Here is a 20,661-nt window from a genome sequence, read left to right on the forward strand (position 1 = left end):
CCTCATACACTGCTATCCGCTACCCCTCCCCGAAATACCTTTCGCCCCGATTTTTACGAAAAGTAAGCGGATCGGGTTGTTTTAATAAAAATTTCCTGTAAAAAGGTTGTAAATTCGAAAGGCTTTATTACCTTTGTTATTGTAATAACAGTAAAACGAATTACAAATGGCACGAAATCTCAAAATCAGAGATCTGACGTTGCGCGACGGCCAGCAGTCGTCCTTTGCAACGCGTATGAACCAGGGACAGATCGACCGCTGCCTTCCGTTCTACAAGGATGCGAACTTCTATGCGATGGAGGTTTGGGGCGGCGCCGTACCCGATTCGGTGATGCGCTATCTGAACGAGAGCCCGTGGACGCGTCTGGAGACGATCTACCGGGCCGTAGGCAATGTCTCGAAACTCACGGCTCTGTCGCGGGGACGTAATCTTTTCGGTTATTCGCCCTATACGGACGAGATTATCGACGGTTTCTGCCGCAATTCGATCGAGAGCGGTCTGGGCATCATGCGTATTTTCGATGCGCTGAACGATGTCGACAACGTGAAATCCACGGTGAAATACGTCAAGCAGTACGGCGGTATCGCCGACTGTGCGGTCTGCTATACGGTGGACCCGAAATATCCGGAGCTGAGCCTCTGGGACAAACTCAAGGGAAAGAAAAATCCGGCACCGGTCTTCACCGACGCCTACTTCCTGGATAAAGCCAAACAGATGGCGGCTCTGGGCGCCGACATGATCACGATCAAGGACATGTCGGGGCTGATCCCGCCGCGGCGTGTGGCCACGCTGGTCAAGCTCTTCAAGCAGCACCTCTCGATTCCGGTGGATTTCCATACCCACTGCACGCCGGGTTACGGTCTGGCTTCGGTGCTGGCGGCCATCGTTGCCGGTGTGGACATCGTGGACACGAACTGCTGGTATTTCGCCGGCGGTACGGGAGCTCCGGCCATCGAGCTGGTCTATGTCTTCTGCAAGAAACTGGGTATCGACCTGGGAGTCAACATGGAGGCCGTGGCGAAGATCAACACGCAACTGCGTGAGATCCGCAAGGAGCTCAACCAGTCGGTCTTCGGGGTGGAGAAACCCGAACCGAAGGCGTTCAACCCGCTGACGGATGAGCTTCCGGCGGAGATTGACGCGCTGTTCGACTGCGCCATCCAGGCTGCTCAGGCGGACGACGAGGCCGGTACGATCGACGCGTGCCGCAAGATTGAGGCCTATTTTGGCTTCCCGGCCCCGAACGAACTCGTTCAGAAGGCCGAGATCCCGGGCGGCATGTATTCGAACATGGTTGCCCAGCTCAAGCAGTTGAAGGCCGAGGAGATTCTGCCGCGGGCCATGGAGTTGATTCCGACGGTTCGTCTGGCCGCGGGTCTTCCGCCGTTGGTTACGCCGACGTCGCAGATCGTGGGGGCTCAGGCCGTGAACTGCGCGCTGGATGAGAAGGCCGGGCGTCCGATGTACACGAACAAGTCGTCGCAGTTTGTGGGCTTGGTGAAGGGTGAGTACGGCAAGACGCCGGTGAAGATCGACCCGGAGTTCCGGTTCAAGATCTGCGGGGTGCGTGAGGAGACTCCTTACGATACGTCGAAATACCAGATGCAGCCCAATCCGGAACTTCCGGAGGCCGGCGGTGTCAAGCTGGCCGCCAATGAGAAGGAGGTGCTGCTGCTGGAGTTGTTCCCGCTGGTGGCGAAGACCTTCCTGACGAACGAGAAGGTGAAGGCCTACGAGGCTTCGAAACCGGCTGCCGCTGCCGAGGAGAAGAAGGCCGCTGTTGCCGAGGAGGCTCCGATCACGATCATGGGCAAAGCCGTAACGGCACCGCTTCCGGGTCGTGTGATCGAGGTGAAGGTGAAGGTCGGCGACCGGGTAAAGGCCGGGGACGAGGTTCTGGTGCTGGAAGCGATGAAGATGGAGAATTCCATTACGACGGACTATGCCGGTGAGGTGAAGCAGATCTTCGTCAGCGAGGGCCAGAATGTGGCTACGGACGCTCCGCTGGTTGACATCGGCTGACCGGCCTTGTAAGTTTGTAGGAGTGTGAAGAAATCCGCCCGCAACAGATGTTGCGGGCGGATTTCTCGTATATTTCCGTGTTTTGGGAGATGGGGTGTGCTGGGCACGACCCACAAAAAAGGACCGAATCCAGATTCGGTCCTTTTCAGTAGCGGGAGAGAGACTTGAACTCTCGACCTCATGATTATGAATCATGCGCTCTAACCAGCTGAGCTATCCCGCCATTGCTGTAATATATGTAATGCAGGTTCAGTAAGCGGTATGCATGTCGTTTGTTAGTCTTTGTCATAATCTTCCGCAACTCTTTTCTTGCGAAGTTAATATGTTTCCATTGCAGGGTCATCACATCCACCACACGGAGTCCGCAGGCGTGGAACGCAAAGAAGAAGATTTTCAATATTCCTGTGGAGGAGCAGGGGTCATGTACTTTAGGCAAACAAACCCGTTTTTTGAGAAAAAAACAGCCGCGACAAACAAATCGTCTTTGTTCATCGCGTTGGTATTTAATTGTTTAGCTGGTTCGAAGGTTATTAATATTTTTCCTTGTTGAATAAGTTTTATGAGTTGATTATCAATATATTATGCAATAATCAATGAAAATTTTGCGCAAACAAACCGCGCCGCCAGAGGCGGTCTGAGGCGACAGGAGGAAAAGACGAAAAAATCACAAAACGTACAACCGTATCGCAAGACTTCATAAAATAAAAAGGGGCATTGGGATCAGGAAATCACCGGCATTGCAAAAAGACGCAACATTCAATGGAAAAACATGACCATTTTCCCGAATAATGATCGTATCTTTGAAAAGTAAATATATTTAAGTCATGAAAACCAATCGGGAAGAGATTCTGCAAAATGCCCTGCAACTCTTCATGGCGATGAATTACGAGAGTGTAAGCCTGCAAATGATCGCCCATAGCGTCGGGTTGACCAAGACGGGGATCTTCAACTATTATCCCACCAAACTCGACCTCTTCATCGCCGTGGCCGACCGCTATCTCTTCCATCTCCAGGATCCAGGGAACAAGTTCGCCCCGTCAGACGGGTCGCTGCGCGACTTCATCGACAAATACGTCGAGGGTGTGGAGCGCACGATGGCCGAAATCGTGCGATTGGGCAACATCCAGCGGGAGAAGATGCCCGGAAGGTTGGCCAATGCCGGTTATTTTCACCTTTTCCAGCAGGTGCTTTTCTATTATCCCGATGGCAAGCATAAGCTCCATGAATGGATGGAAAAGGAGTTCCGGCTCTGGTGCGACGTCATCGGCCGGAGTGTCGAGCAGGGCGAACTGCGCGAAGAGATCGATATTCAAGAAGCTGCAGCTCTGTTCCGGCAGGTCTTCATCGGACTCTCATACCAGATGTCTTTCTCCGATGGCCTTGATGTCGGAATTCTCCGTAAACGTTTTCTCTATATATATGGGTTGCTGAAGCGTTGAGCAGGCTTTCAGCGGCTTTTTTTACGATTTGAGGCAAAAATATGACCACGCGGTCATATTTTTGCTTTTTTATGCTATCTTTGTCTCCATGAAAAAATGACCAAACGGTAACTTTTATGGAAAACAAACCTTTCGAACGCATCCAAAGGAGCTTCAACTACACTCCTGCGAGCATCTTCACGAACCAATGGTCGAACCTGGCCTTTGGCGTGGGAATGATTGTCATTCCGGCCCTCTTTCCCTTCGGCCTTCGTATCCGCCACCTGCGGATTCTCTCGCCGGCAGTCTTCTCGACCATTCTGATTGTGGGCGGCGTGCTGCTGCTCTTCTTCACCTGGCGGGGCATGCGAAATGCCCGGGCCCTGAAAGCCGCCGGAGGAAAGATCTCCGTAGACGGCACGCGCGTAACCTACCCCGAAGTCGAAAAGGGGAGGGTCGAATACCGCTCGTTCCTCACCACCGATATCGAGTATGTGAAGGATGACGGGGAGGAGCACCAGTGCAAGGTCAAGACCCCGGACAATTACATCATTTTCGAGGCCAAATATTTCGATTCGTGGGAGGAGTTCGAAGCCTTCCGCGCACTTCTGGGATAACAAATATAAAAACATACGGACATGATTACCAGACTGACGAAAATTGCAGTGGCGATTGTTGCCGCCACCTTGACGCTCACGGCCTGCGGGTCGGGCGAAACCTTCCCGATGGCCTCCGCCGAGGGACTTGCCAAAATCCGGGAGCTCGTTGCGGAGCATGTAGACACCTCGAAGTACAAGATTTACGAGGTGGAGTGGAGCGAGGACAACCGCGACCGCCAACTGGAGAACATCCTCACGTATATCGACGTCTACTACATCGACGCCGACAACAACAACTACCACCTCGCGTTCCAGCTCACCGACGGGAAGTTCACGACCGACGGCCCGGAACAGAGCGACCGCCAGACCAACTCCTATGCATGCTCGACGCCGCTCAGCCTCGATGCCATCAATTTTGACTACCTCCAGAAAATCGGCGAAAAGGCGGATGCGCTGGTGATGTCCGATGAGGAGGGCAAAAAACTGGCGTTGAAGTCGGCTGGAATGTTCCGTTTCCGCGTCTGGCCGGTGCCGTTGAGCAGCGTCGACCGCTGGAACCGCAGCGAGAAGTACCGCGCGGAGTCGGAACAGATGCAGGTGCAGTTCGAGCTGAACTACGTCGATGAAAGCGAATCGCCCGAATACCAGGGTCGCTTCACAGTGACGAACTACTACACCGTGGCCTTCACGGCCGACGCTGCGGGAGAGGTTGCCATCGACGATTAGCTGTACAGAGATGGGACTGAAGGGAGGCACCCCGCCGACTGCGGGAGCGGACTCCGGACGACTCTTTGCGGCCGGAGTTACCTATATCTGCTGCGGAGCGTGGACCTTGGCCTACGACTGCTTCGTACGCAGTGCGCATGAGGATGCCCCGACGCGCTACAATCAGGCCTTGTGCTGCTTCATGGCGGGGTGGTATGAGGAGTGCCACCGGCTGGTCGCAGAGGCCGAACGGCTGCTGGACGGCACCCTCTGCGAAGTCCCCTGCCCGGGTGTCCCGTCCATGTCGCGGCGGCAGCCTCCCGAAGCCTTCCGTCGCTGGGATGCCGCGAGCGAATTGCCCCGCTGTCCGCTGCTGCCCGAGACGCCGCACGACGACGCCCTCACGCTGATCCTCCGCCTGCGGGCTGAGGCTGCCTTCCGGCTGGGACGCTGCGAAGAGGTGCGCACGGTTGCAGCCCGCCTCGGACACCGATACAAACATCTTGAAGACCTGCTCAAACCAATCGACCGATGACACCGCTCCGGGAACTCTACGACCTTTATTACTATCCGAACCCTGCAAAGGAGGAGCGTCGGCAGCAACTCCTTGCCGAGATTCCGACCGACGCACGTGACGGGGAGAACTACGGCCGCACGTCGCTGCATATCGCGGCGGAATTTGCCGACTGCGAGGCCATCGCTTCGCTGCTCGACCGCGGGGCCGAGGTGAACGACCGCGACGGAGAGGGGCACACGCCGCTCTTCCGCTTGGCCTCGCGCCGCAGCAGGGGCTCCGCCCTGGAAGAAGCGATTGCCTCGGCGGCACGGCTGCTGCTGGATCGCGGCGCGAACCTTCCGCGTTCGGCTCGCGGCACAACGGCGCTGATCGAGGCCGTGCAAAACCGCCACCATGCGATGGCCGCCGTGCTGATCGACTCCGGGCAACGCATCGACTCCGCAAACAGCTACGGCGACAACGCCCTGCACATCCTCTGCCGCCGCGCCGCCGATACCGCAAGGGAGATCGCCGGCAAGGAGCGTTTTATCGCCAGTTTCGGCGAACGATGGGTCTCGGAGAAGCGGCAGCGGGAGGCCCGTGAGGAGTTGGAGGAGCTCCAGGCGGAACAGATGCGCTGCTATGCAACGGCGGCACTGCTGCTCCACAGCGGACAGATCGACCCCGACGAGAAGAACTCGGCCGGACGACGGGCGTTCGACCTTGCCATGGAGGGCGGCGCTCAATGGGTGGGCGCCCTGCTTTCGGGCGAGGATCCGTTTGACGAACTCACGATGGAGACCGGCGGGATGAACCTCTTCCAGGCGCTGCGCAAAAAGGACCGGAAAGCGCTGGAGGCCCTGCTGCAGGCGGGTGCCGATCCCGATGCGGAGTGCGATGACCGCGAGATGAACGACTGGACGGGCAAGACGCCGCTGGTCTGTGCTCTGGAGTGGGACGAGACCGAAATCGCGGCGATGCTGCTTCGGGCCGGTGCCGACCCCGACCGGCGGACCTCGAAGGGTACGGCTCCGTTTGCCGTCTGGATCGATCGGGGCTGCCGCATTTCGGACGGCATGGAACGATTTGCCCCGCTCATGGAGCTCTTCGAGCAACGGGAATGGCACCCCGATGCCCCACAGACGGGAAAGGATGAACGGGCCCTCATGCTGGCGTGCCGGCACGATGACTACGAACTGGCCATCTGGACCTTGCGGCGCCTGCTGAAACGGAAGGTCGAGGTGAATGCCCGCGATGCGATGGGTCGCACGGCCTTGATGCATCTGCTGGGCTCGCACAGCGCCGGGCCGTATCAGCCTGAGATGCTGGAACGGTTGCTGGAGGCCGGCGCCGACCCCTGTGCCGCGGACAACGAAGGGCGCACGGTGCTGCACTATGCGGCGGAGGGCTACACGCATGCGGCGGCACGGCAGGCGGCCGAAATGCTCTTCGACTTCGGACGGCCCGACGTCTCGGCGGCCGACAATGAAGGGCGTACGCCGATGGACATTGCCATGCGCAGCAACAACGAGCCGCTTGTAAAGTTTTTGCTGAAACACGTCTGAAATCAATGCTATGGATAACTTCCAAACCTTTCTGAACGCCTGCCGTAACGGGCAGAAAAACATCGTGAAGATCCTCCTCGAACGGGGAGGCATCGACCTCGACCGGCGCGATGCCGAGGGCAATACGGCGCTCCATTACGCCTGCCGCGAGGGATACCGGGATCTGGTCGTGCTGCTGCTGGAAAAGGGAGCCGACGCCTCGTCCGCAAACAACCGGGGCGAAACGCCCCTCCACACCGCTGCCCGAAAGGGGAACCGCGAGATCCTGGCCCGCCTTCTCGACGCCGGAGCCGATCCGGATGCCGCCGACCGGGAGGGTTGCACGCCGCTGATGCGGCTCGTGGAAAACCACCGTACGGATGCCGCGCTGTGGCTGATCGACCGCGGTGCCGACACCGGGGCCACGGACCGGACGGGACACAGCGCGCTGGACTACGCCACGGCACACGGGCTGACGGAGGTGGTGGCCCGGTTGAGCCAAAACGGATCCGGCGCGACGGACAGCCACGATGCCGAAGGCAATACGCCGCTGCATCAGGCGGTCTACAACGATCAGGCCGAGGTCGTGCGCACGCTGCTTGCGGTCTCGAAGGCGCAACTCGATGCGCCGAACGACGCGGGCGATACCCCGCTGCTGGTGGCGTGCGGACGCGGGAATCTGCACATTGCCCGGATGCTCCTCGACGCCGGAGCCGACGCCTCCCGTGCGCTGCCCAACGGAACAACGCCGCTGCATGGGGCGGCACAGGCGGGCAACCGCTTTCTTGTGGAGGCGCTGCTCGGGGCCGGCGCGGCGGTTGACGCCCGCAACGGAGTGGGCGAAACGGCCCTGCTCGTGGCGGCACGTGCCGGGAACAACGAGGTCGTGCGTCAGCTGGTGGAGCGCCATGCCGAAGTCAATGCGGCGGACAACCTCCAGCACACGGCACTCTACTACGCCGGCGAGCGCGGCTTCACGGAGATCGTCGAACTGCTGCTCGGGGCCGGCGCCGAAGGATAAAATGAATCGAAAACCTTAAAACATACCGAACATGGCAAACGAGAAGATGAAACCTCAAAGCCCGGAGGAGATTGCCCGGGCGGCACAGGAGGCGGCCCTGGAGCAGATGCGCGCAATGATGGGCTCGATTCCGGGAATGCCCGACATGGGCGACATGCAGGCACAGATCATGGCCCGGATGCAGGCCGCCGTGCCCGATCTGGCCGGGATCCAGGCGCAGCAGGCTGCGATGGGAACGCTCGACGGCGTGGATGCTGCCGCCGTGGCCGAAGCCGCCCGGCAGAACATGGCGCAGGCTACCGCAACGATGCAGGCGATGCAGGACGGGAGTCTCGAAAGGGAGTTGCGCGAGGCGAATGCCGCGGCGCTCGACTGGCTGGGCGAGGACGACGGCTGGGAGATCAAGCGCGCCGAGGCGTGCCGGCTGACTGCAGAGCAGTGCCGGCTGATGGCCTTTGCCGCGCCGCTGCTGGTCTACAACGACGAGGCGGTTGATGCCGTCGAAAGCGAAGTTCTTCCCGAGACTTACCGCACGCAACTGCAGAGTTGGTGGGACATCACGGACCGCGACTCGACGCTCGGAATCGTGCAGTGGCTGCTCCACGAAGGACACCATGCGGATGCCGACGCGGCGCTGGCGCTCATGCGCGGCGGCCAACCCGATGCGGGAGATCCCGAGGAGAAAGCCGAGGATGTGCGGTCGATCGCGGAGTTTATGATCGAAAACGGGTATTGTACGGCCGAAACGCTTCCGCGGACGGTCATCGCCTGGGATCTGGTGCGTATTGCCAACCTCGGGCGCTGGGCCCTTCACGCCGGTTATCTCTCCGGGGAGGAGATGTGGCAGGTGATGCAGGTGGCGGCCGATACCGCCCGCGAACACTTCTCGTCGTGGGAAGAGTACGGATGCAGCTTCGCTATGGGTCGCGGCGTCTGGCACGGCGACGAGGAGGATTGCCAAACAGCCTGGGAGATCGTCAGCGCGCTGCTCGAAGAGGAGACCTCGCCGTGGCGGCAGATCCCGTGGAACGCATAGCAACCCGCCAAGATTGGAACGATGGAACGGGGACTTGAATTCTATGTGATGCTGGCCGCCGTGGCGGTCGGTGCCCTGACGTGGCTCTACAGGAAAGGCAGCCGGATCTGGCGAACGGTGCGCAAGCTGCGCCGGTCGTTTCAGGAAATTTGCCTGAACCCGAAATCGGCACTCGATGATGAACACTGCCGCCAGCTGGCCATCGGGGCGATGTACGCCTCGCAGCAGGGGGCCTGGCAGAATTCGCTGGAGACGGGGATTTTCGACACGCTGTCCGAAATCCTGGGCGGCTGGTGGGGGATCGATTCCACCACGGAGGCCCGCGGGCAACTGGACTACCTCTGCGAAAAGGGATTCCGCTACTACTGGCCCACGGTGTTCGAAGCCCTTCGGCTCGACGACCGCGAGCGGCAGGACGAGCTTCTCCAGCAGCGGATGACCTCGCAGGAGGATTACGACAAGGCCTCGTCGCAACTCGAAAACCTGCGAGAGACCCTCGGCGAACTCCTCTCGTGCGGCGTGGTCGCCTCGAAAGAAGAACTCAACGGCTGCAACGTGACGGGTTGGGATGCCGGGCGCATTGTCTTCCTGGCACGGGCCTGCTGCGAAATGGGCTACCTCACCGAAGGGGAGGCCTGGGCGTACATCGGCCGGGCCGATGCGCTGGCACATGAGGCATGCGGGTCGTGGCGCGAACTGGCGATGAGCTATATTCTCGGGCGTTTGCTCTGGGGAGGCAAACGGGCCTACAGTTCGGTGATGAAGACGACGGCCGACGTACTGCTGAGCGACCCCAAGAGCCCGTGGGTGCGCTACCCGTGGTAAGGGTCCGACTAAACAGAGATGAAAGCCGCACTGGAATACCCGGTCTTCTACCTTGCCCCCGCGGAGCATATGGTCTATGTCTTCTGGCGGGAGGAGAACGTGACGACACGCCGGCTGCTCGCCGAGGCCGACGGCTGGGCCGGGCAGGAGGTGATCGACGCTTCCGGACGACTCTACACGATCCGCCGCTGCCGGGAGACCGGTCCGGTCGGGCTCTACGGTCGTATCGGACCAACCGATCGGCGCACCGTCCGCTACGACACCGACTTCGAAGAGGAGGTTCGTGATTGTCCGCTCCCGGAGCTACAGGCGTGGATCGCCCGTGAATATCCCCGGTCGGAGTGGTTCCGGGAGGCGTGCTGGCGCAATGCCGCCGACTTCCGGCGGGAGGTCTGCCGCTGCCGGAGTTTCGAGGAGCTGGCACGGATGTTCCGCTGCCGCCCCGAGGAGGAGCCCTCTATCCGACGCGATCTTGTGCGCTTTCTCGCCGTGGCCCTCGTTGTGGGGCTTGTTATCTGGCTGCTGGCCCGCTACACATAAAAACAAAAACCATGAGAATCAATCATCTGATCGTATTTCTCCTTCTGCTCACTGCCACGGGCTGCGCAAGCACCCGTAAATCCGCCGAACCCGACCCGACATTCGTGGCTTCCGAGTCAACCTGGCTCTATCGGGATGCCGAGGTGGTAAACCGCCGCCTGAAGCCCCTCGAACGTCCGCAGGTGCGCTTCGAGGTCGAGCACGCCATCCTGCACGGGGATTCTGTCTGGGTGGTGGCTCGCGCGACAATTCCCCACCGCTCGATCCGCCGCGGGGAGTGTTTCAGGGCGACGTGCGTTCTTCAAGCCCCGGAAGGCATCATGGAGCTGGGCGAGCTGTCGCTCGACTCGGGCCATTTCATGCCCGACGAAGAGGAAGACGTGGATGTGGCAACCCGTCCCGGACGGATGCAGAACCTCTATCTGTCGTGGCGCTTTGCCTGGGACGAGCGCATGCGGACGAATGCCTTCATCGTGGTCTTTGCAAGCCTGACCGACGGCCGCCACCTGTTCCAGTATCTGCCCCTGATGCTGCCGCTCTTCTGGAGCGACGACACGGAGGATGAGCTCCTGTGGCCCCGGTCGGCCGGGATTCCCGAGGAGGCCCTGCTCGATCGTTCACCCTTTGAAAAACGATAACCCCGCGGTTCCATGATACCACTACACATCCAACCCCTGCCGGACAGTACTCCCGATGTTGTCCAAAAGATCGACGCACTCAACCGCAAACTCGGATCGTTCATCCACGCGCCCCTCAATCTCAAGGAGGTGCTGCGCATGGAGCCGTTCGCCGCCGACGCGGAGGTGGTGAGGGCCGTTGCGGCCTCGCTCGACGGCTACGCCATCCTCCCGACCTCGCCTGCAAATCGTGAGCGCCAACGCACGACGGGTCTGCCGAAGGACTACGACATCGTGGGGTTCTGGTATTGCGTGGCGCTTCTCGCCCTTTCGGCAGAGCCGGAGGCTGTGCGTTATCTGCTTGTGCTGGCGCGCATATTGATGGCCGAGGATCCCGCGGAGCTGTTCCTGCTGCGGCGCATCGTCCGCCTGTTGGAGGGATTTCCATCTCCCCACCTCCAGGAACTCGGAAGCTGGATCGAAGCCTTCTACGACACCGTTACGCACCAGCTGGAGGCCTTCCGGTGGCTGGAGGCCGCCGGGATCCCGTGGCCCGAGTCATACGAATGGGAGGTCATCGCGCAGTTCTCCTCCGACGGCGAGCCCTATGCCGATCCGGCGGCACCGAAGGAGGAGCGGCGCCGGCGCGTGGTGCTGACGTTCCGGCTGAACAGCCCCCGCAGCCTCTACGGCAGTTGCCGCCAGCACAACAGCTACGAGATCTCGCTCCGCAACGACGACAACACGACACGCGGTATGTGGAACGAGGGCCACGGCGATCTTTTCATCGAAGACCGCCCCGTGATGCAGCACCGGATGTTTACGCCGTTGCAGCTCCCGGAGCTGTTCGACGCGCTCGAAGGGTTCGGCATCCGGCTGGTGCGCAAACCCGTGATGGTCTACACGAGTCAGGGAATCCGGAATGCCCATGTGAAGGTGTTTCAGATGCTCGAGAATCAGCTCGGGCGCAAACCTCCGGAGGCCGGACAGACGGTAGAGGAGGGGCAAGGCCAGCCGAAGGCGGCGGACGATGCGGGCGGCACATCGGCCGGGAAGAACGAATTTCCGGAGGTCGGGCGGGCCGTGGAGGAGGCGCTGGACCTGCTCAAATACGACGGTGACGTGAACGACTCGCTGGCCGAGATACGGGAAAAATGGGGCGGAGAGATTTCGGCGCTGCACGACGCCCGATTCGACGAGATCGGGGTGCAATATGCCTGCCGCTCGCATGAAGAGGGACTTGCGGCTCTCGGGCAGGAGCTGACCTGCCACGGTTACCGGCTCTACGACCTCGACGGTGACGACATCTACCTCCTTACGTTACTTCCCGAGGTGGAAGCCGCAAATTTCGAAATGGCCTGCGGGAAGGCGCGACAATATTGCCGGCAGTTGAAGCAGCCGGGGCGTGCACCGGGCACTCCGGCCCGCGAAATCGACCCCGGGCGCAAGATGCCCTGCGAAGAGGTGCCGTGGCCCGATGACGCCGTCTACATGCTCGACTCGCTGGCCGGCGACTTCTGCAGCGGACGGTGGAAAAGCCGCGAAGCGGAGGAGTGGCAGGGAAATTTCGTCGCCGATCTCCGCCAGCGTCCGTTGCAACCGGTCAAGGTGCGCTGGAACCGGTTTTGCTGCCTGACCCACTCCCCGGAGATGGATTTCTATGCGGCGTTCTACTACATTCCGCCCATGCAGTGCTGGATGCTCCTCGGGGGCAAGGATCCCCTGGAAGCGAACAACTGGAAGCGGCTGTGCGACCTGCCGAAACAGGAATCGCCCTTTCTTTTCCTCGACCAGCGTCCCCGATGGTTCGGCCGCTACCTCTGTTTCGGCGATCGGCAGAGCGCCACAATCCTCACGATGAATCCGCAGGGGGTGGAGCGCGTCCAGCGTTTTCCGCTGCCCAAGGCGCAGCACCCTTGCGGGTTCGCCTGCGACGGCCTCGGACGCGTTCTCCTTGCTCACGGCGAAGAGACGTATCGTTTCGAAAACGGCTCGCTTTCACCGCTGGGCTTTCACATATTGAGCAGCGACGGGTTCAACGGCTCCATCCCTGTTTCCGCAACCGGCCGCCTGGTGATGTGCGGCTTCTCGGACCGGGAACTGGTAGCCCGACTATTGGAACTCGACGTCGACACGCGCCGCTGCCGGACTACCCGTATGCAGAACGTAGATCCCTGGTCGAACCTCCTGCCGTTTGGCGGCGACTGGGTGCTGATCAAAGGATCTTGCGATTCGATGCGGCTGGATTTCGCCCGGCTTTGGAACCGCACGACCGGCGAAGTGCTGCGCATCCGCCCCGGGATGTTCGGCCGCGAAAAGCTCGAACACATCGGACGGCTGAGCGACGGCCGTGTGGTGCTGACCACGCTCCGTTCCCATGTGGGACAAGTCGTGCACTTTCCCACGGATTTCTGGAATTTTCTCCGCACGGCCAGCCGTCCGCAAACGCTGGAACCGATGCAACCCTGCGAAGCCCTCTATCCCGATATTCCGTTGTCGTGGCCTGAATAGGACCCTTTAGTCTGTCACTATGGCTATTCGATAGTGTTTCAAAAAGTGTGTCAGAATCAGGATAAAAAGTCTACAGATGCATAACATGGGAAAAACCGCAATTTATCCAAACAAACCACATCATCAAGCACCATAAAACACCAGCGCGATAAACAAATTATCTTTGTTTATCGCGCTGATATTCAATTGTTTAACCTGTCTGAAGGCTATCAGTATTCCTCCTCGTTGAAGATGTATGATATATCTTGATTATCATATATCTATGTGTAAATATATTCAAATTATATAGTTAATGGAAAGTTTATTTTACTGCGAATTCTTAGTAGATAATTTCAAAAGCTGTAATATAAATTTAGATGTTTTCTTAATGTGCATAATGTGATTAAGTAGTTTTAGAAATAAAATAATATTTATGTTTTTTAGTAAAGGCAAAATTTTCTTAAAGAAGAGAATTAAATTTGTTGTTTAATTTGAATGTAAATTTTGATATATCATCCCAATAAAAATAATCACAATCCCAGTTCATTGAACTTCTTATATATTCTCGGTTCTTCTTCAAAAAATTAACTGCGTTTAAAATTTCTTGATATATATTCGTTCTATGATAGAGATATTTTATGTATGCATCCATTAATGAGGTAATGTGTTCGTCCTTAGAATATCTACATTGAACTTCAAATTTAACAGACTTTTCTTTGTCTTTATATGATTCTTTTTCTTTGTCTGTCATATATGAAAATGTACAAAATCCACTTTCTTTTGTTTCTTTAAAATATGATGGTAGCAATTTTTTTAAATATACATCAGACGGATTAGCATTGCTACATGCATACTCCTTTAATATATAAGTGTCATCGTCTCCTATTTTTGAACGAATATACTCTTCTGTAGATATAGTGTAAGATTTTATTATTTCTTCAACATTTAGTGAATTGACATAATTCTGAATGGCTGTATTCATAGCATTAATTTTTTTGATGTATGAAAACTCCCCATTTATATATGCTCTTACATCATCGGTATATATAAATTTTTCAACGTCTTCGTCTTCTGCTAAATGTATATCATCCACGAGATTTCTTTCAATATTCAATTGATTTTTATCAGTGTTATAAATTATAGAGCATTTGCACGAAAATTCTACATAACTATATAAAGGAATAGTTGTGTTAATAATAGCATAGACATATTTCTTTGTAGTAACATTCCATATTATACATTCATTTTTTTGTAGATATAAAATATATCCATATTGTTTCGTTGAATAATCATTGCTAAAATCACTAATTTCCAATTTACGAATAATCTTTAATGAGTATTCTTGGGTAAATCTATTATGGATGGGATAGCCTATTTGAGGTATAAAATCAAGATGGTATAACTGTGGGCTATATCCAAATGTATTGTTACTAATTATTTTTACATTGTGTCCACCAAGAATTGCTTTTAAGTTTTTACAACCAAAACAAAAGTAATTAGGTAAAAAGGTAATATCATTAGGTAAAGTGATTGTCTCAACAATATTATTATATTGAAACATTCTTTCCGATAATTTTGTTCCTTCAGGAACAATTACGTGTTTATTGATTTTCCAGTCCATTTCTTTATTTATTATTTTTGTCTTATTGTATCGACTGTGAATTTACTAAAAATCAGTAATGATCAATGCAGGTTATTATAACATAGGAGAAACTTTGTGAGTTTAATTCTAAATCAAGTGTGTTTGTTGATAATTATAATGTTCCCATAAATTCTTTTTTTTGCCCTGAATCAACTTGTATGTGGAATATGTCAATTTGAAATAAAATTTATCATACGAGTCACTACTGTCCCGTAAAAGTGGATAAATAGTTCTTTGAAATTATTGAAATATAGTCAATTACACGGTTTTTTGAAATGAAACGGACTTGATTTTGCAACTTTGCAGTCTAATACAAATGGCTGCTATGTTCCAAGACAAATACGTATTCTCTCAATTAACCGCTTTTCTGAACAGGACTCAGTTCAACAACTATGTTCGCAAGTATGATGGCAACAGATATGTGAAACATTTTACTTGCAGGAATCAGATGCTCGCGATGATGTTTGGACAACTGAGTAACCGTGAAAGCCTGCGAGACTTAATCGTTGCTTTCGAGGCGCATAGGGCCAAGCAATATCATCTTGGTTTAGGTCGTGAACCGATAGCCAAGACAACTCTTGCGACAGCCAACCAGAACCGTGATTACAGAATCTTCGAAGATTTTGCATTCTATATGATGAAGGAAGCCTGCGAGAAGCGGACGACCAACATCCTTGACATTTCCGGAAAGAAATATGCGTTTGATTCAACAACGATTCCGTTGTGTCTTGCAACATTCCCATAGGCAAAGTTCCGAAGCAAGAAAGGAGGGGTGAAAGCTCATGTCTTATACGACATTGAAGCACAAGTTCCTGCTTTCTATACCGTAACCACTGCTTCAAAGCATGATTCCACAGCAATGTCTTCAATCCATTATGAACCAAATGCTTATTATATATTCGACAGGGCTTATGACTCCTTTAAAGAACTCTATAGGATACATCTTACAGACTCTTTCTTTGTTGTCAGAGCCAAGACAAACTTAAAGTATAAGACAGTCAAATGGAAGCGAAGAATGCCAAAGAACATAATGACAGATGCGGAAGTGAAACTGACCGGATATCTCTCCGAGATGAAATATCCTGAGTCATTCAGACTCGTCCGATATTACGACGAAGAGGATGACCGTGAGTTCACTTTCTTGACGAATGCAAAACAACTTTCTGCACTGGATGTCGCCAATCTTTATAAGAAAAGATGGTTAATCGAGCTGTTCTTCAAATGGCTCAAGCAGCATCTCAAGATAAAGAAATTCTGGGGCACAGCAGAGAACGCTGTTCGCATACAAATCAGTGTGGCTATTATCACGTACTGTCTTGTGGCTATTGTCCAACATGATATGAAGTTGAAACGTTCAACCTATGAAGTTTTGCAAATTCTCAGCATATCATTGACTGACAAAACCCACTTGCGTGACCTGTTCGACAAGACTAATTTCAATGATGTCAAAGATCTAAATGATCCCCTGATTCCGGGGCTTTTTGATTAATTGTTTAACTCGTCCCATTTTAACGGGACACTAATGTAGGCGAAATGCAAACTATAACTCGATGTCTCCGTCAACACTGCCCTGCTGCCCCCATCCTTCTATCTGCACTCCGTCTAGTTCAATCTTATCGGAGGATACATTTATTTGAACTGTCAGGCATCTTCCTCCATCAAGCATGCTGACGGGCCTGCCGTCCTGATCATTGTCTGGAACACTTAGTGTACGCACCATGTCACCGAGACTTACTTCAAGCGTCACATTGTCTTTTTCCTGAGGAACTATAAAACATGATACCTGACTGCCCTGCATGGTTCCCACCTCTGACAGTCCGGAGGCCGTACCGTTCTGTATTGCCCCTTTTGCCAGATCTATGCCGCATGAGGAAAGAGCCTTGACCGATGTGGATATCTCAGACAGCTGCTCATCCGTCAAATCATCGGACACATACTTTACCACAAGTTTGTGCAGAGCATGCTTGAATACCAGACTCACTGCATCTTCTGAGTTTTTCCCGACTTGCACCGCCTCGGCCAGCAACAGGTCGGTTTTTTCCGCTGGGGAGACGACAAATGTCAATATTCCGTCCACTGCCTTCCCCTGGACAGGATAGCAGCCTGAGAAATATACGTTCCCGGCATCTTCCGGCAGATTGAGATCCGCCCATGAGAGATCAGTCGTCCCGACAGTGTAGCTTGTGTCTATATTCGGGAAACCGCTTCCTGAAACCACAAGCGTAAAGATATCCCCGTTGGAGAAATTTCCCTCTCCGTTCCCGTCAAGTGCGGGTGATTTGGTCAGGGCCTCGATGGATGCCCGGATATCTATCATCCTGTCAGTCTCATCTGTGCCTTTGTCCACAGGGGATTTCTCGCAGGAAACAGTCATCATTGCAAACAGGACAACCACTGCTATAATTAAACTGTAATATTTCGTCGTATTGTTCATCGTTATTTCAACTTATTGAATAAAACTTTCATTAATCTCAACTTCGGGAAATTCTTTCTGCCAGATATCCCGTTTCAAATCCACAACCGTTATACAGGATATGGGATATATGCTGGAATCTCCCATCAGCACTTTCCAAGGTCCATCTTCCCGGTATCTAATCTCCTGGCGTATCAGGCGGTGGCGCTGGTAATTATTGGAACCTCCATTAACCTCAAAGTTATAATGGTCATTATTGTCTACATAATATATGGCGGATACATAACCCTCATCATCAAATTCCACACCCCAGATTGTCATAACGTGCGTAACCCCTTGGTTCAGGTTAGACTGTTCGAAACCCAGCCCCTGCTTATTTTCCAGAGCGCCTTTGATAATCCTGTTGAAACTCTCTTTATTCATGGCGTCTTCAGGTCTGAACGCAACATCTATGTTGTCGAATATTTCCGTGAAATATCCTCCATAATTGTCATCAATATCAGGATCCGGAGATGATATTCCCGGAGTCCCGCAGATAAACCAGTTAATTCCGACGGCATCCGAACCCCCTCTGTTTCTGGATATGTCTCTGAAAAAGTCGAAAATTTCACTGCCTTCAGTATCGGAAAACCCGAAAGAGGGACGCGGATATGCCGGCCATGGATTTGAACTGTACCTTGCATCATACGCCTCGATATACGGTTCATTGAGCCGTGTCCACCAATGCAGCAGATTTGACGCACCCGCCGCCCAGCACATATTGCTGTCATGGTATCCAGGATGGGATCCACTATCGTCCGGATCGTCCTTATCGCAGTCATACCATAAAAAGTCGCTCTGCCAGTTCAGATACGCAATGCCGGATACTTTGTACCATATACCGTTGGGGAAGTTTTCAGGCACCAAGAAACTGTACTCAGGGACGGACTCGTTGTCTTTTGGATAATCGGGCAGGCTGGCGGTCTTGACCCCGTAAACCCAGCACGTCTTGCCGCCGTAGTCTATATCCGGGTCAGGGTCAGGATCAGGATCCGGGTCAGGGTCGGTTCCGATATCTCCGTCGGATTTGAGACGCAGGTTGAGTACGGTCTCCTTCCCGCTCTCCAACACACTGCTTTCTCCGATCGTAGCCGGTGCCTTGTAGACGGATGTCTTTCCACCTGCGGAAATCTCCACCCATCCTTCGGCATATTCCCCAAGATCCCCGGGGAAAAGAATCGCCGAATACTTTCCCTCGGACAATATGCGGGGCGTTATGTCCTCCATTGTACCGGAAGGAGTGTCAATACCTCCTGTCGAGAGGTCGAATGAGCCTTCCGTAATATTCCTCACAGTGACAGTCAGATCATCAGGAAGAGAGCCTTCGTCACTTGAGATATTGATTGACAGACGGTGCATACCGTGCATAAAGGGCATCTCTATCACATCCCCGGTAATATCTTCCTGCTCTATGTCAAGGTGGCTCCACAACAAGTCAGAGTCCTCATACCCGTTACCGGTCTGGTCGGTGTCCACACGATGCGTGTGCAGGTTTGTCTCAGGCGAGACATCCTCTCTGGCCGGATAGTATGCTGAAAGGCGCACAGTACCCGAGCCAAGCTCACTTTTCTGCAGTTTCGGAGTCCATTGCCCGTCCTCCATGGTCAGTATGACCTGTCTTGTCTGCTCTCCATAGATATAAAGTCCGACTTTGTCTCCTTCTGTGAAAGATCCGCTGCCGTCTTCTCCAATCTCAGCTTTCGTACCCTTATTGTCTTGCGTGAAGACCATCTCTACATACTCACTGTCATTCTTCGAGGATGAATAGTCCTCAAATTCCGCGCATCCGGACAATAACACCGGAACTGCTGCCAATAACCGGAACAGGAGCTTACTTGTTTAGTAGATGACAAAATATAAATTATGTTGTTATATGCCTAATTATTAGTTGTTTATATTTGCAAAAGTCCCTAAGAATCAGTATCTTTAAAGAAAAGTTTGCCCGCTTTTTCGTATGAAGACAACTGACTTTAAGGACTTGGGCAAAGTTAACCAAATCCTTCCGATGATGCAAGAACATTTTGGGAAATCGATGAATCTGGCCCGCATAAAGTTTATGGCTTTCATGCTCCATGCCCTGTGTGTAGTACAGACCGTAAGCCTCCATAAACTCGCGGCGGCAATGCCAACCTCTGTTGAAAGGGACTCCAACCTTCGCCGCATTCAAAGATTCATAGCCAAGTACGCCCTCAACTTTGACCTTGTGGCGCAGATGATATACTCTCTGCTTCCCGTCAAGACAGGGCTGGTGCTGAGCATGGACCGTACAAACTGGAAGTTCGGTGATTTCAACATCAACATCCTCATGCTCGGCGTGGCATACAAGGGGATTGCATTCCCATTGATGTTCAGCCTTCTGCCTAAGAAAGGGAACTCCAATTGGAAGGAACGCAAGGCAATCGTTGAACGATTTGTCCGGCTGTTCGGCTCCGAATGCATCGACTCTCTTGTTGCCGACCGGGAGTTTGTCGGCAAGGATTGGATCGGTTGGCTCAACCGCAATCATATACGATATTATATCCGGATCCGGCAGAATTTCTGGCTTGTCAAGCCTTCCACAGGGGAAAGAATCCGTGCATGGTGGCTCTTCAATTCCCTGAAAGTGGGGCAGGAAAGATTTTATTACAAGCTTTTCCTGCACAAAGGTGAGTACGTTTATCTTGCCGGAAGCCGAATCAAGAACTCCGACGGTGTGCCTGAACTTCAGATCCTCATCTGCTTCAAACGCCCGGAAAAGGGTGTCGACACTTATAAAAGGCGATGGGAGATCGAGACCGCATTCCGGGCTATGAAATCCTCCGGATTCAATATCGAAGACACGCATTTGCGCGACACAGAGCGGATTGCAAGACTTCTGGCAATGGTTTGTATTGCTCTTGTATGGGCGTATCTCGTTGGGGAACATAAAGATGAAAACGTAAAGCCTATAAAGACATTGAAACATGGACGTAAAGCCAAATCTTTAGTAAAGTACGGCTTGGAGGAAATCTCCAACGTGCTTTTTCGACCAATTTATGTCCCGAAATTTGATGTATTCAAATTTTTGTCATGTACTTAGGCTTACTTGTAATCAATTCTTTGTTCATTTTATGGATAGTTGAATTTCACCGCAAAAGTAGTAAAAAAACAACACATTGACATCAATAATGACCTGCCTGAATCCTATGACCGTGAAGTCTTCAATTCCAAGACGAACTTATTGATGAATCATTTCATTGATATGGCTGTACAGGGTTATGGCTGGCTTACAGCC

17 protein-coding genes, 1 tRNA gene and 2 pseudogenes are annotated in these 20,661 nt (G+C 53.6%); 15 read left to right on the forward strand and 5 right to left on the reverse strand.

What is annotated here, in order from left to right:
* The first annotated feature begins 166 nt into the window (after positions 1–166).
* Complete coding sequence (locus ABGT65_RS11515; RefSeq protein WP_346702318.1) at positions 167–2,023, forward strand: biotin/lipoyl-containing protein; 1,857 nt, start codon at positions 167–169, stop codon at positions 2,021–2,023.
* Between the two features lie 149 nt (positions 2,024–2,172).
* Here the strand turns inward: ABGT65_RS11515 and ABGT65_RS11520 are convergent.
* A tRNA-Met gene (locus tag ABGT65_RS11520) sits at positions 2,173–2,246 on the reverse strand.
* A pseudogene (locus tag ABGT65_RS11525) lies at positions 2,239–2,420 on the reverse strand (tyrosine-type recombinase/integrase); the annotation flags it as partial. The pseudogene ABGT65_RS11525 and the gene ABGT65_RS11520, both read right to left, overlap by 8 nt.
* A 427-nt stretch (positions 2,421–2,847) precedes the next feature.
* Here ABGT65_RS11525 and ABGT65_RS11530 point away from each other — a divergent pair.
* From ABGT65_RS11530 to ABGT65_RS11580, 11 genes are all read left to right on the forward strand, one after another.
* The gene (locus tag ABGT65_RS11530; RefSeq protein ID WP_346702319.1) at positions 2,848–3,462 is read left to right on the forward strand and encodes a TetR/AcrR family transcriptional regulator; all 615 of its coding nucleotides are present in this window, start codon (positions 2,848–2,850) and stop codon (positions 3,460–3,462) included.
* A 116-nt stretch (positions 3,463–3,578) separates the two neighbouring features.
* Positions 3,579–4,058, forward strand: coding sequence for a hypothetical protein (locus ABGT65_RS11535; RefSeq protein ID WP_346702321.1), 480 nt, complete (start codon positions 3,579–3,581; stop codon positions 4,056–4,058).
* Positions 4,059–4,079: 21 nt separating this feature from the next.
* Positions 4,080–4,766 (forward strand): hypothetical protein, encoded by a 687-nt coding sequence (locus tag ABGT65_RS11540; RefSeq protein WP_346702322.1) that lies wholly within the window; start codon positions 4,080–4,082, stop codon positions 4,764–4,766.
* A gap of 10 nt (positions 4,767–4,776) precedes the next feature.
* Positions 4,777–5,280 (forward strand): hypothetical protein, encoded by a 504-nt coding sequence (locus ABGT65_RS11545; RefSeq protein ID WP_346702323.1) that lies wholly within the window; start codon positions 4,777–4,779, stop codon positions 5,278–5,280.
* The gene (locus tag ABGT65_RS11550; RefSeq protein WP_346702325.1) at positions 5,277–6,806 is read left to right on the forward strand and encodes an ankyrin repeat domain-containing protein; all 1,530 of its coding nucleotides are present in this window, start codon (positions 5,277–5,279) and stop codon (positions 6,804–6,806) included. Before ABGT65_RS11545 ends, ABGT65_RS11550 begins: the two co-directional genes overlap by 4 nt.
* Before the next feature lie 10 nt (positions 6,807–6,816).
* The gene (locus ABGT65_RS11555) at positions 6,817–7,806 is read left to right on the forward strand and encodes an ankyrin repeat domain-containing protein (RefSeq protein WP_346702326.1); all 990 of its coding nucleotides are present in this window, start codon (positions 6,817–6,819) and stop codon (positions 7,804–7,806) included.
* A gap of 31 nt (positions 7,807–7,837) precedes the next feature.
* Positions 7,838–8,842 (forward strand): DUF1266 domain-containing protein, encoded by a 1,005-nt coding sequence (locus ABGT65_RS11560; protein ID WP_346702328.1) that lies wholly within the window; start codon positions 7,838–7,840, stop codon positions 8,840–8,842.
* Positions 8,843–8,863: 21 nt separating this feature from the next.
* Positions 8,864–9,667: a DUF1266 domain-containing protein gene (locus tag ABGT65_RS11565; RefSeq protein WP_346702329.1), complete on the forward strand. Its 804-nt coding sequence runs from the start codon at positions 8,864–8,866 to the stop codon at positions 9,665–9,667.
* Between the two features lie 18 nt (positions 9,668–9,685).
* Positions 9,686–10,207 (forward strand): hypothetical protein, encoded by a 522-nt coding sequence (locus ABGT65_RS11570; protein ID WP_346702331.1) that lies wholly within the window; start codon positions 9,686–9,688, stop codon positions 10,205–10,207.
* An 11-nt stretch (positions 10,208–10,218) separates the two neighbouring features.
* Entirely contained in the window at positions 10,219–10,845 is a 627-nt protein-coding gene (locus ABGT65_RS11575) for a hypothetical protein (protein WP_346702333.1), read from the forward strand.
* 12 nt (positions 10,846–10,857) lie between these two features.
* Positions 10,858–13,335 (forward strand): hypothetical protein, encoded by a 2,478-nt coding sequence (locus ABGT65_RS11580; RefSeq protein WP_346702335.1) that lies wholly within the window; start codon positions 10,858–10,860, stop codon positions 13,333–13,335.
* Positions 13,336–13,774: 439 nt separating this feature from the next.
* Here ABGT65_RS11580 and ABGT65_RS11585 read toward each other — a convergent pair whose 3' ends face one another.
* Positions 13,775–14,935 carry a hypothetical protein gene (locus tag ABGT65_RS11585; protein WP_346702337.1) on the reverse strand — a complete coding sequence of 387 codons (1,161 nt, stop codon included), beginning with the start codon at positions 14,933–14,935 and terminating at the stop codon, positions 13,775–13,777.
* Between the two features lie 337 nt (positions 14,936–15,272).
* On the opposite strand from ABGT65_RS11585, the gene ABGT65_RS11590 reads away from it, so the two are divergent.
* Together ABGT65_RS11590 and ABGT65_RS11595 are read left to right on the forward strand one after the other, a co-directional pair.
* Positions 15,273–15,701 (forward strand): DUF4372 domain-containing protein, encoded by a 429-nt coding sequence (locus ABGT65_RS11590; RefSeq protein ID WP_346702339.1) that lies wholly within the window; start codon positions 15,273–15,275, stop codon positions 15,699–15,701.
* A 15-nt stretch (positions 15,702–15,716) separates the two neighbouring features.
* Positions 15,717–16,445 (forward strand): annotated as a pseudogene (locus tag ABGT65_RS11595) (IS4 family transposase); the annotation flags it as partial.
* Between the two features lie 51 nt (positions 16,446–16,496).
* On the opposite strand, the gene ABGT65_RS11600 reads toward ABGT65_RS11595, so the two are convergent.
* Together ABGT65_RS11600 and ABGT65_RS11605 are read right to left on the reverse strand one after the other, a co-directional pair.
* Positions 16,497–17,390, reverse strand: coding sequence for a fimbrillin family protein (locus ABGT65_RS11600; RefSeq protein ID WP_346702341.1), 894 nt, complete (start codon positions 17,388–17,390; stop codon positions 16,497–16,499).
* A gap of 12 nt (positions 17,391–17,402) precedes the next feature.
* Positions 17,403–19,223 (reverse strand): IdeS/Mac family cysteine endopeptidase, encoded by a 1,821-nt coding sequence (locus ABGT65_RS11605; protein WP_346702343.1) that lies wholly within the window; start codon positions 19,221–19,223, stop codon positions 17,403–17,405.
* A gap of 139 nt (positions 19,224–19,362) precedes the next feature.
* Here ABGT65_RS11605 and ABGT65_RS11610 point away from each other — a divergent pair, with 139 nt between their 5' ends.
* Entirely contained in the window at positions 19,363–20,466 is a 1,104-nt protein-coding gene (locus ABGT65_RS11610) for an IS4-like element ISBf13 family transposase (RefSeq protein ID WP_032528339.1), read from the forward strand.
* Positions 20,467–20,661 lie beyond the last annotated feature (195 nt).

The sequence above is a fragment of the uncultured Alistipes sp. genome, assembly GCF_963931675.1.
Classification (GTDB): Bacteria; Bacteroidota; Bacteroidia; order Bacteroidales; family Rikenellaceae; genus Alistipes.

Coding starts and splice junctions, on each gene's coding strand:
- ABGT65_RS11515 (WP_346702318.1), top strand. CDS start 167: ATGGCACGAAATCTCAAAATCAGAGATCTGACGTTGCGCGACGGCCAG.
- ABGT65_RS11530 (WP_346702319.1), top strand. CDS start 2,848: ATGAAAACCAATCGGGAAGAGATTCTGCAAAATGCCCTGCAACTCTTC.
- ABGT65_RS11535 (WP_346702321.1), top strand. CDS start 3,579: ATGGAAAACAAACCTTTCGAACGCATCCAAAGGAGCTTCAACTACACT.
- ABGT65_RS11540 (WP_346702322.1), top strand. CDS start 4,080: ATGATTACCAGACTGACGAAAATTGCAGTGGCGATTGTTGCCGCCACC.
- ABGT65_RS11545 (WP_346702323.1), top strand. CDS start 4,777: ATGGGACTGAAGGGAGGCACCCCGCCGACTGCGGGAGCGGACTCCGGA.
- ABGT65_RS11550 (WP_346702325.1), top strand. CDS start 5,277: ATGACACCGCTCCGGGAACTCTACGACCTTTATTACTATCCGAACCCT.
- ABGT65_RS11555 (WP_346702326.1), top strand. CDS start 6,817: ATGGATAACTTCCAAACCTTTCTGAACGCCTGCCGTAACGGGCAGAAA.
- ABGT65_RS11560 (WP_346702328.1), top strand. CDS start 7,838: ATGGCAAACGAGAAGATGAAACCTCAAAGCCCGGAGGAGATTGCCCGG.
- ABGT65_RS11565 (WP_346702329.1), top strand. CDS start 8,864: ATGGAACGGGGACTTGAATTCTATGTGATGCTGGCCGCCGTGGCGGTC.
- ABGT65_RS11570 (WP_346702331.1), top strand. CDS start 9,686: ATGAAAGCCGCACTGGAATACCCGGTCTTCTACCTTGCCCCCGCGGAG.
- ABGT65_RS11575 (WP_346702333.1), top strand. CDS start 10,219: ATGAGAATCAATCATCTGATCGTATTTCTCCTTCTGCTCACTGCCACG.
- ABGT65_RS11580 (WP_346702335.1), top strand. CDS start 10,858: ATGATACCACTACACATCCAACCCCTGCCGGACAGTACTCCCGATGTT.
- ABGT65_RS11585 (WP_346702337.1), bottom strand. CDS start 14,935: ATGGACTGGAAAATCAATAAACACGTAATTGTTCCTGAAGGAACAAAA.
- ABGT65_RS11590 (WP_346702339.1), top strand. CDS start 15,273: ATGGCTGCTATGTTCCAAGACAAATACGTATTCTCTCAATTAACCGCT.
- ABGT65_RS11600 (WP_346702341.1), bottom strand. CDS start 17,390: ATGAACAATACGACGAAATATTACAGTTTAATTATAGCAGTGGTTGTC.
- ABGT65_RS11610 (WP_032528339.1), top strand. CDS start 19,363: ATGAAGACAACTGACTTTAAGGACTTGGGCAAAGTTAACCAAATCCTT.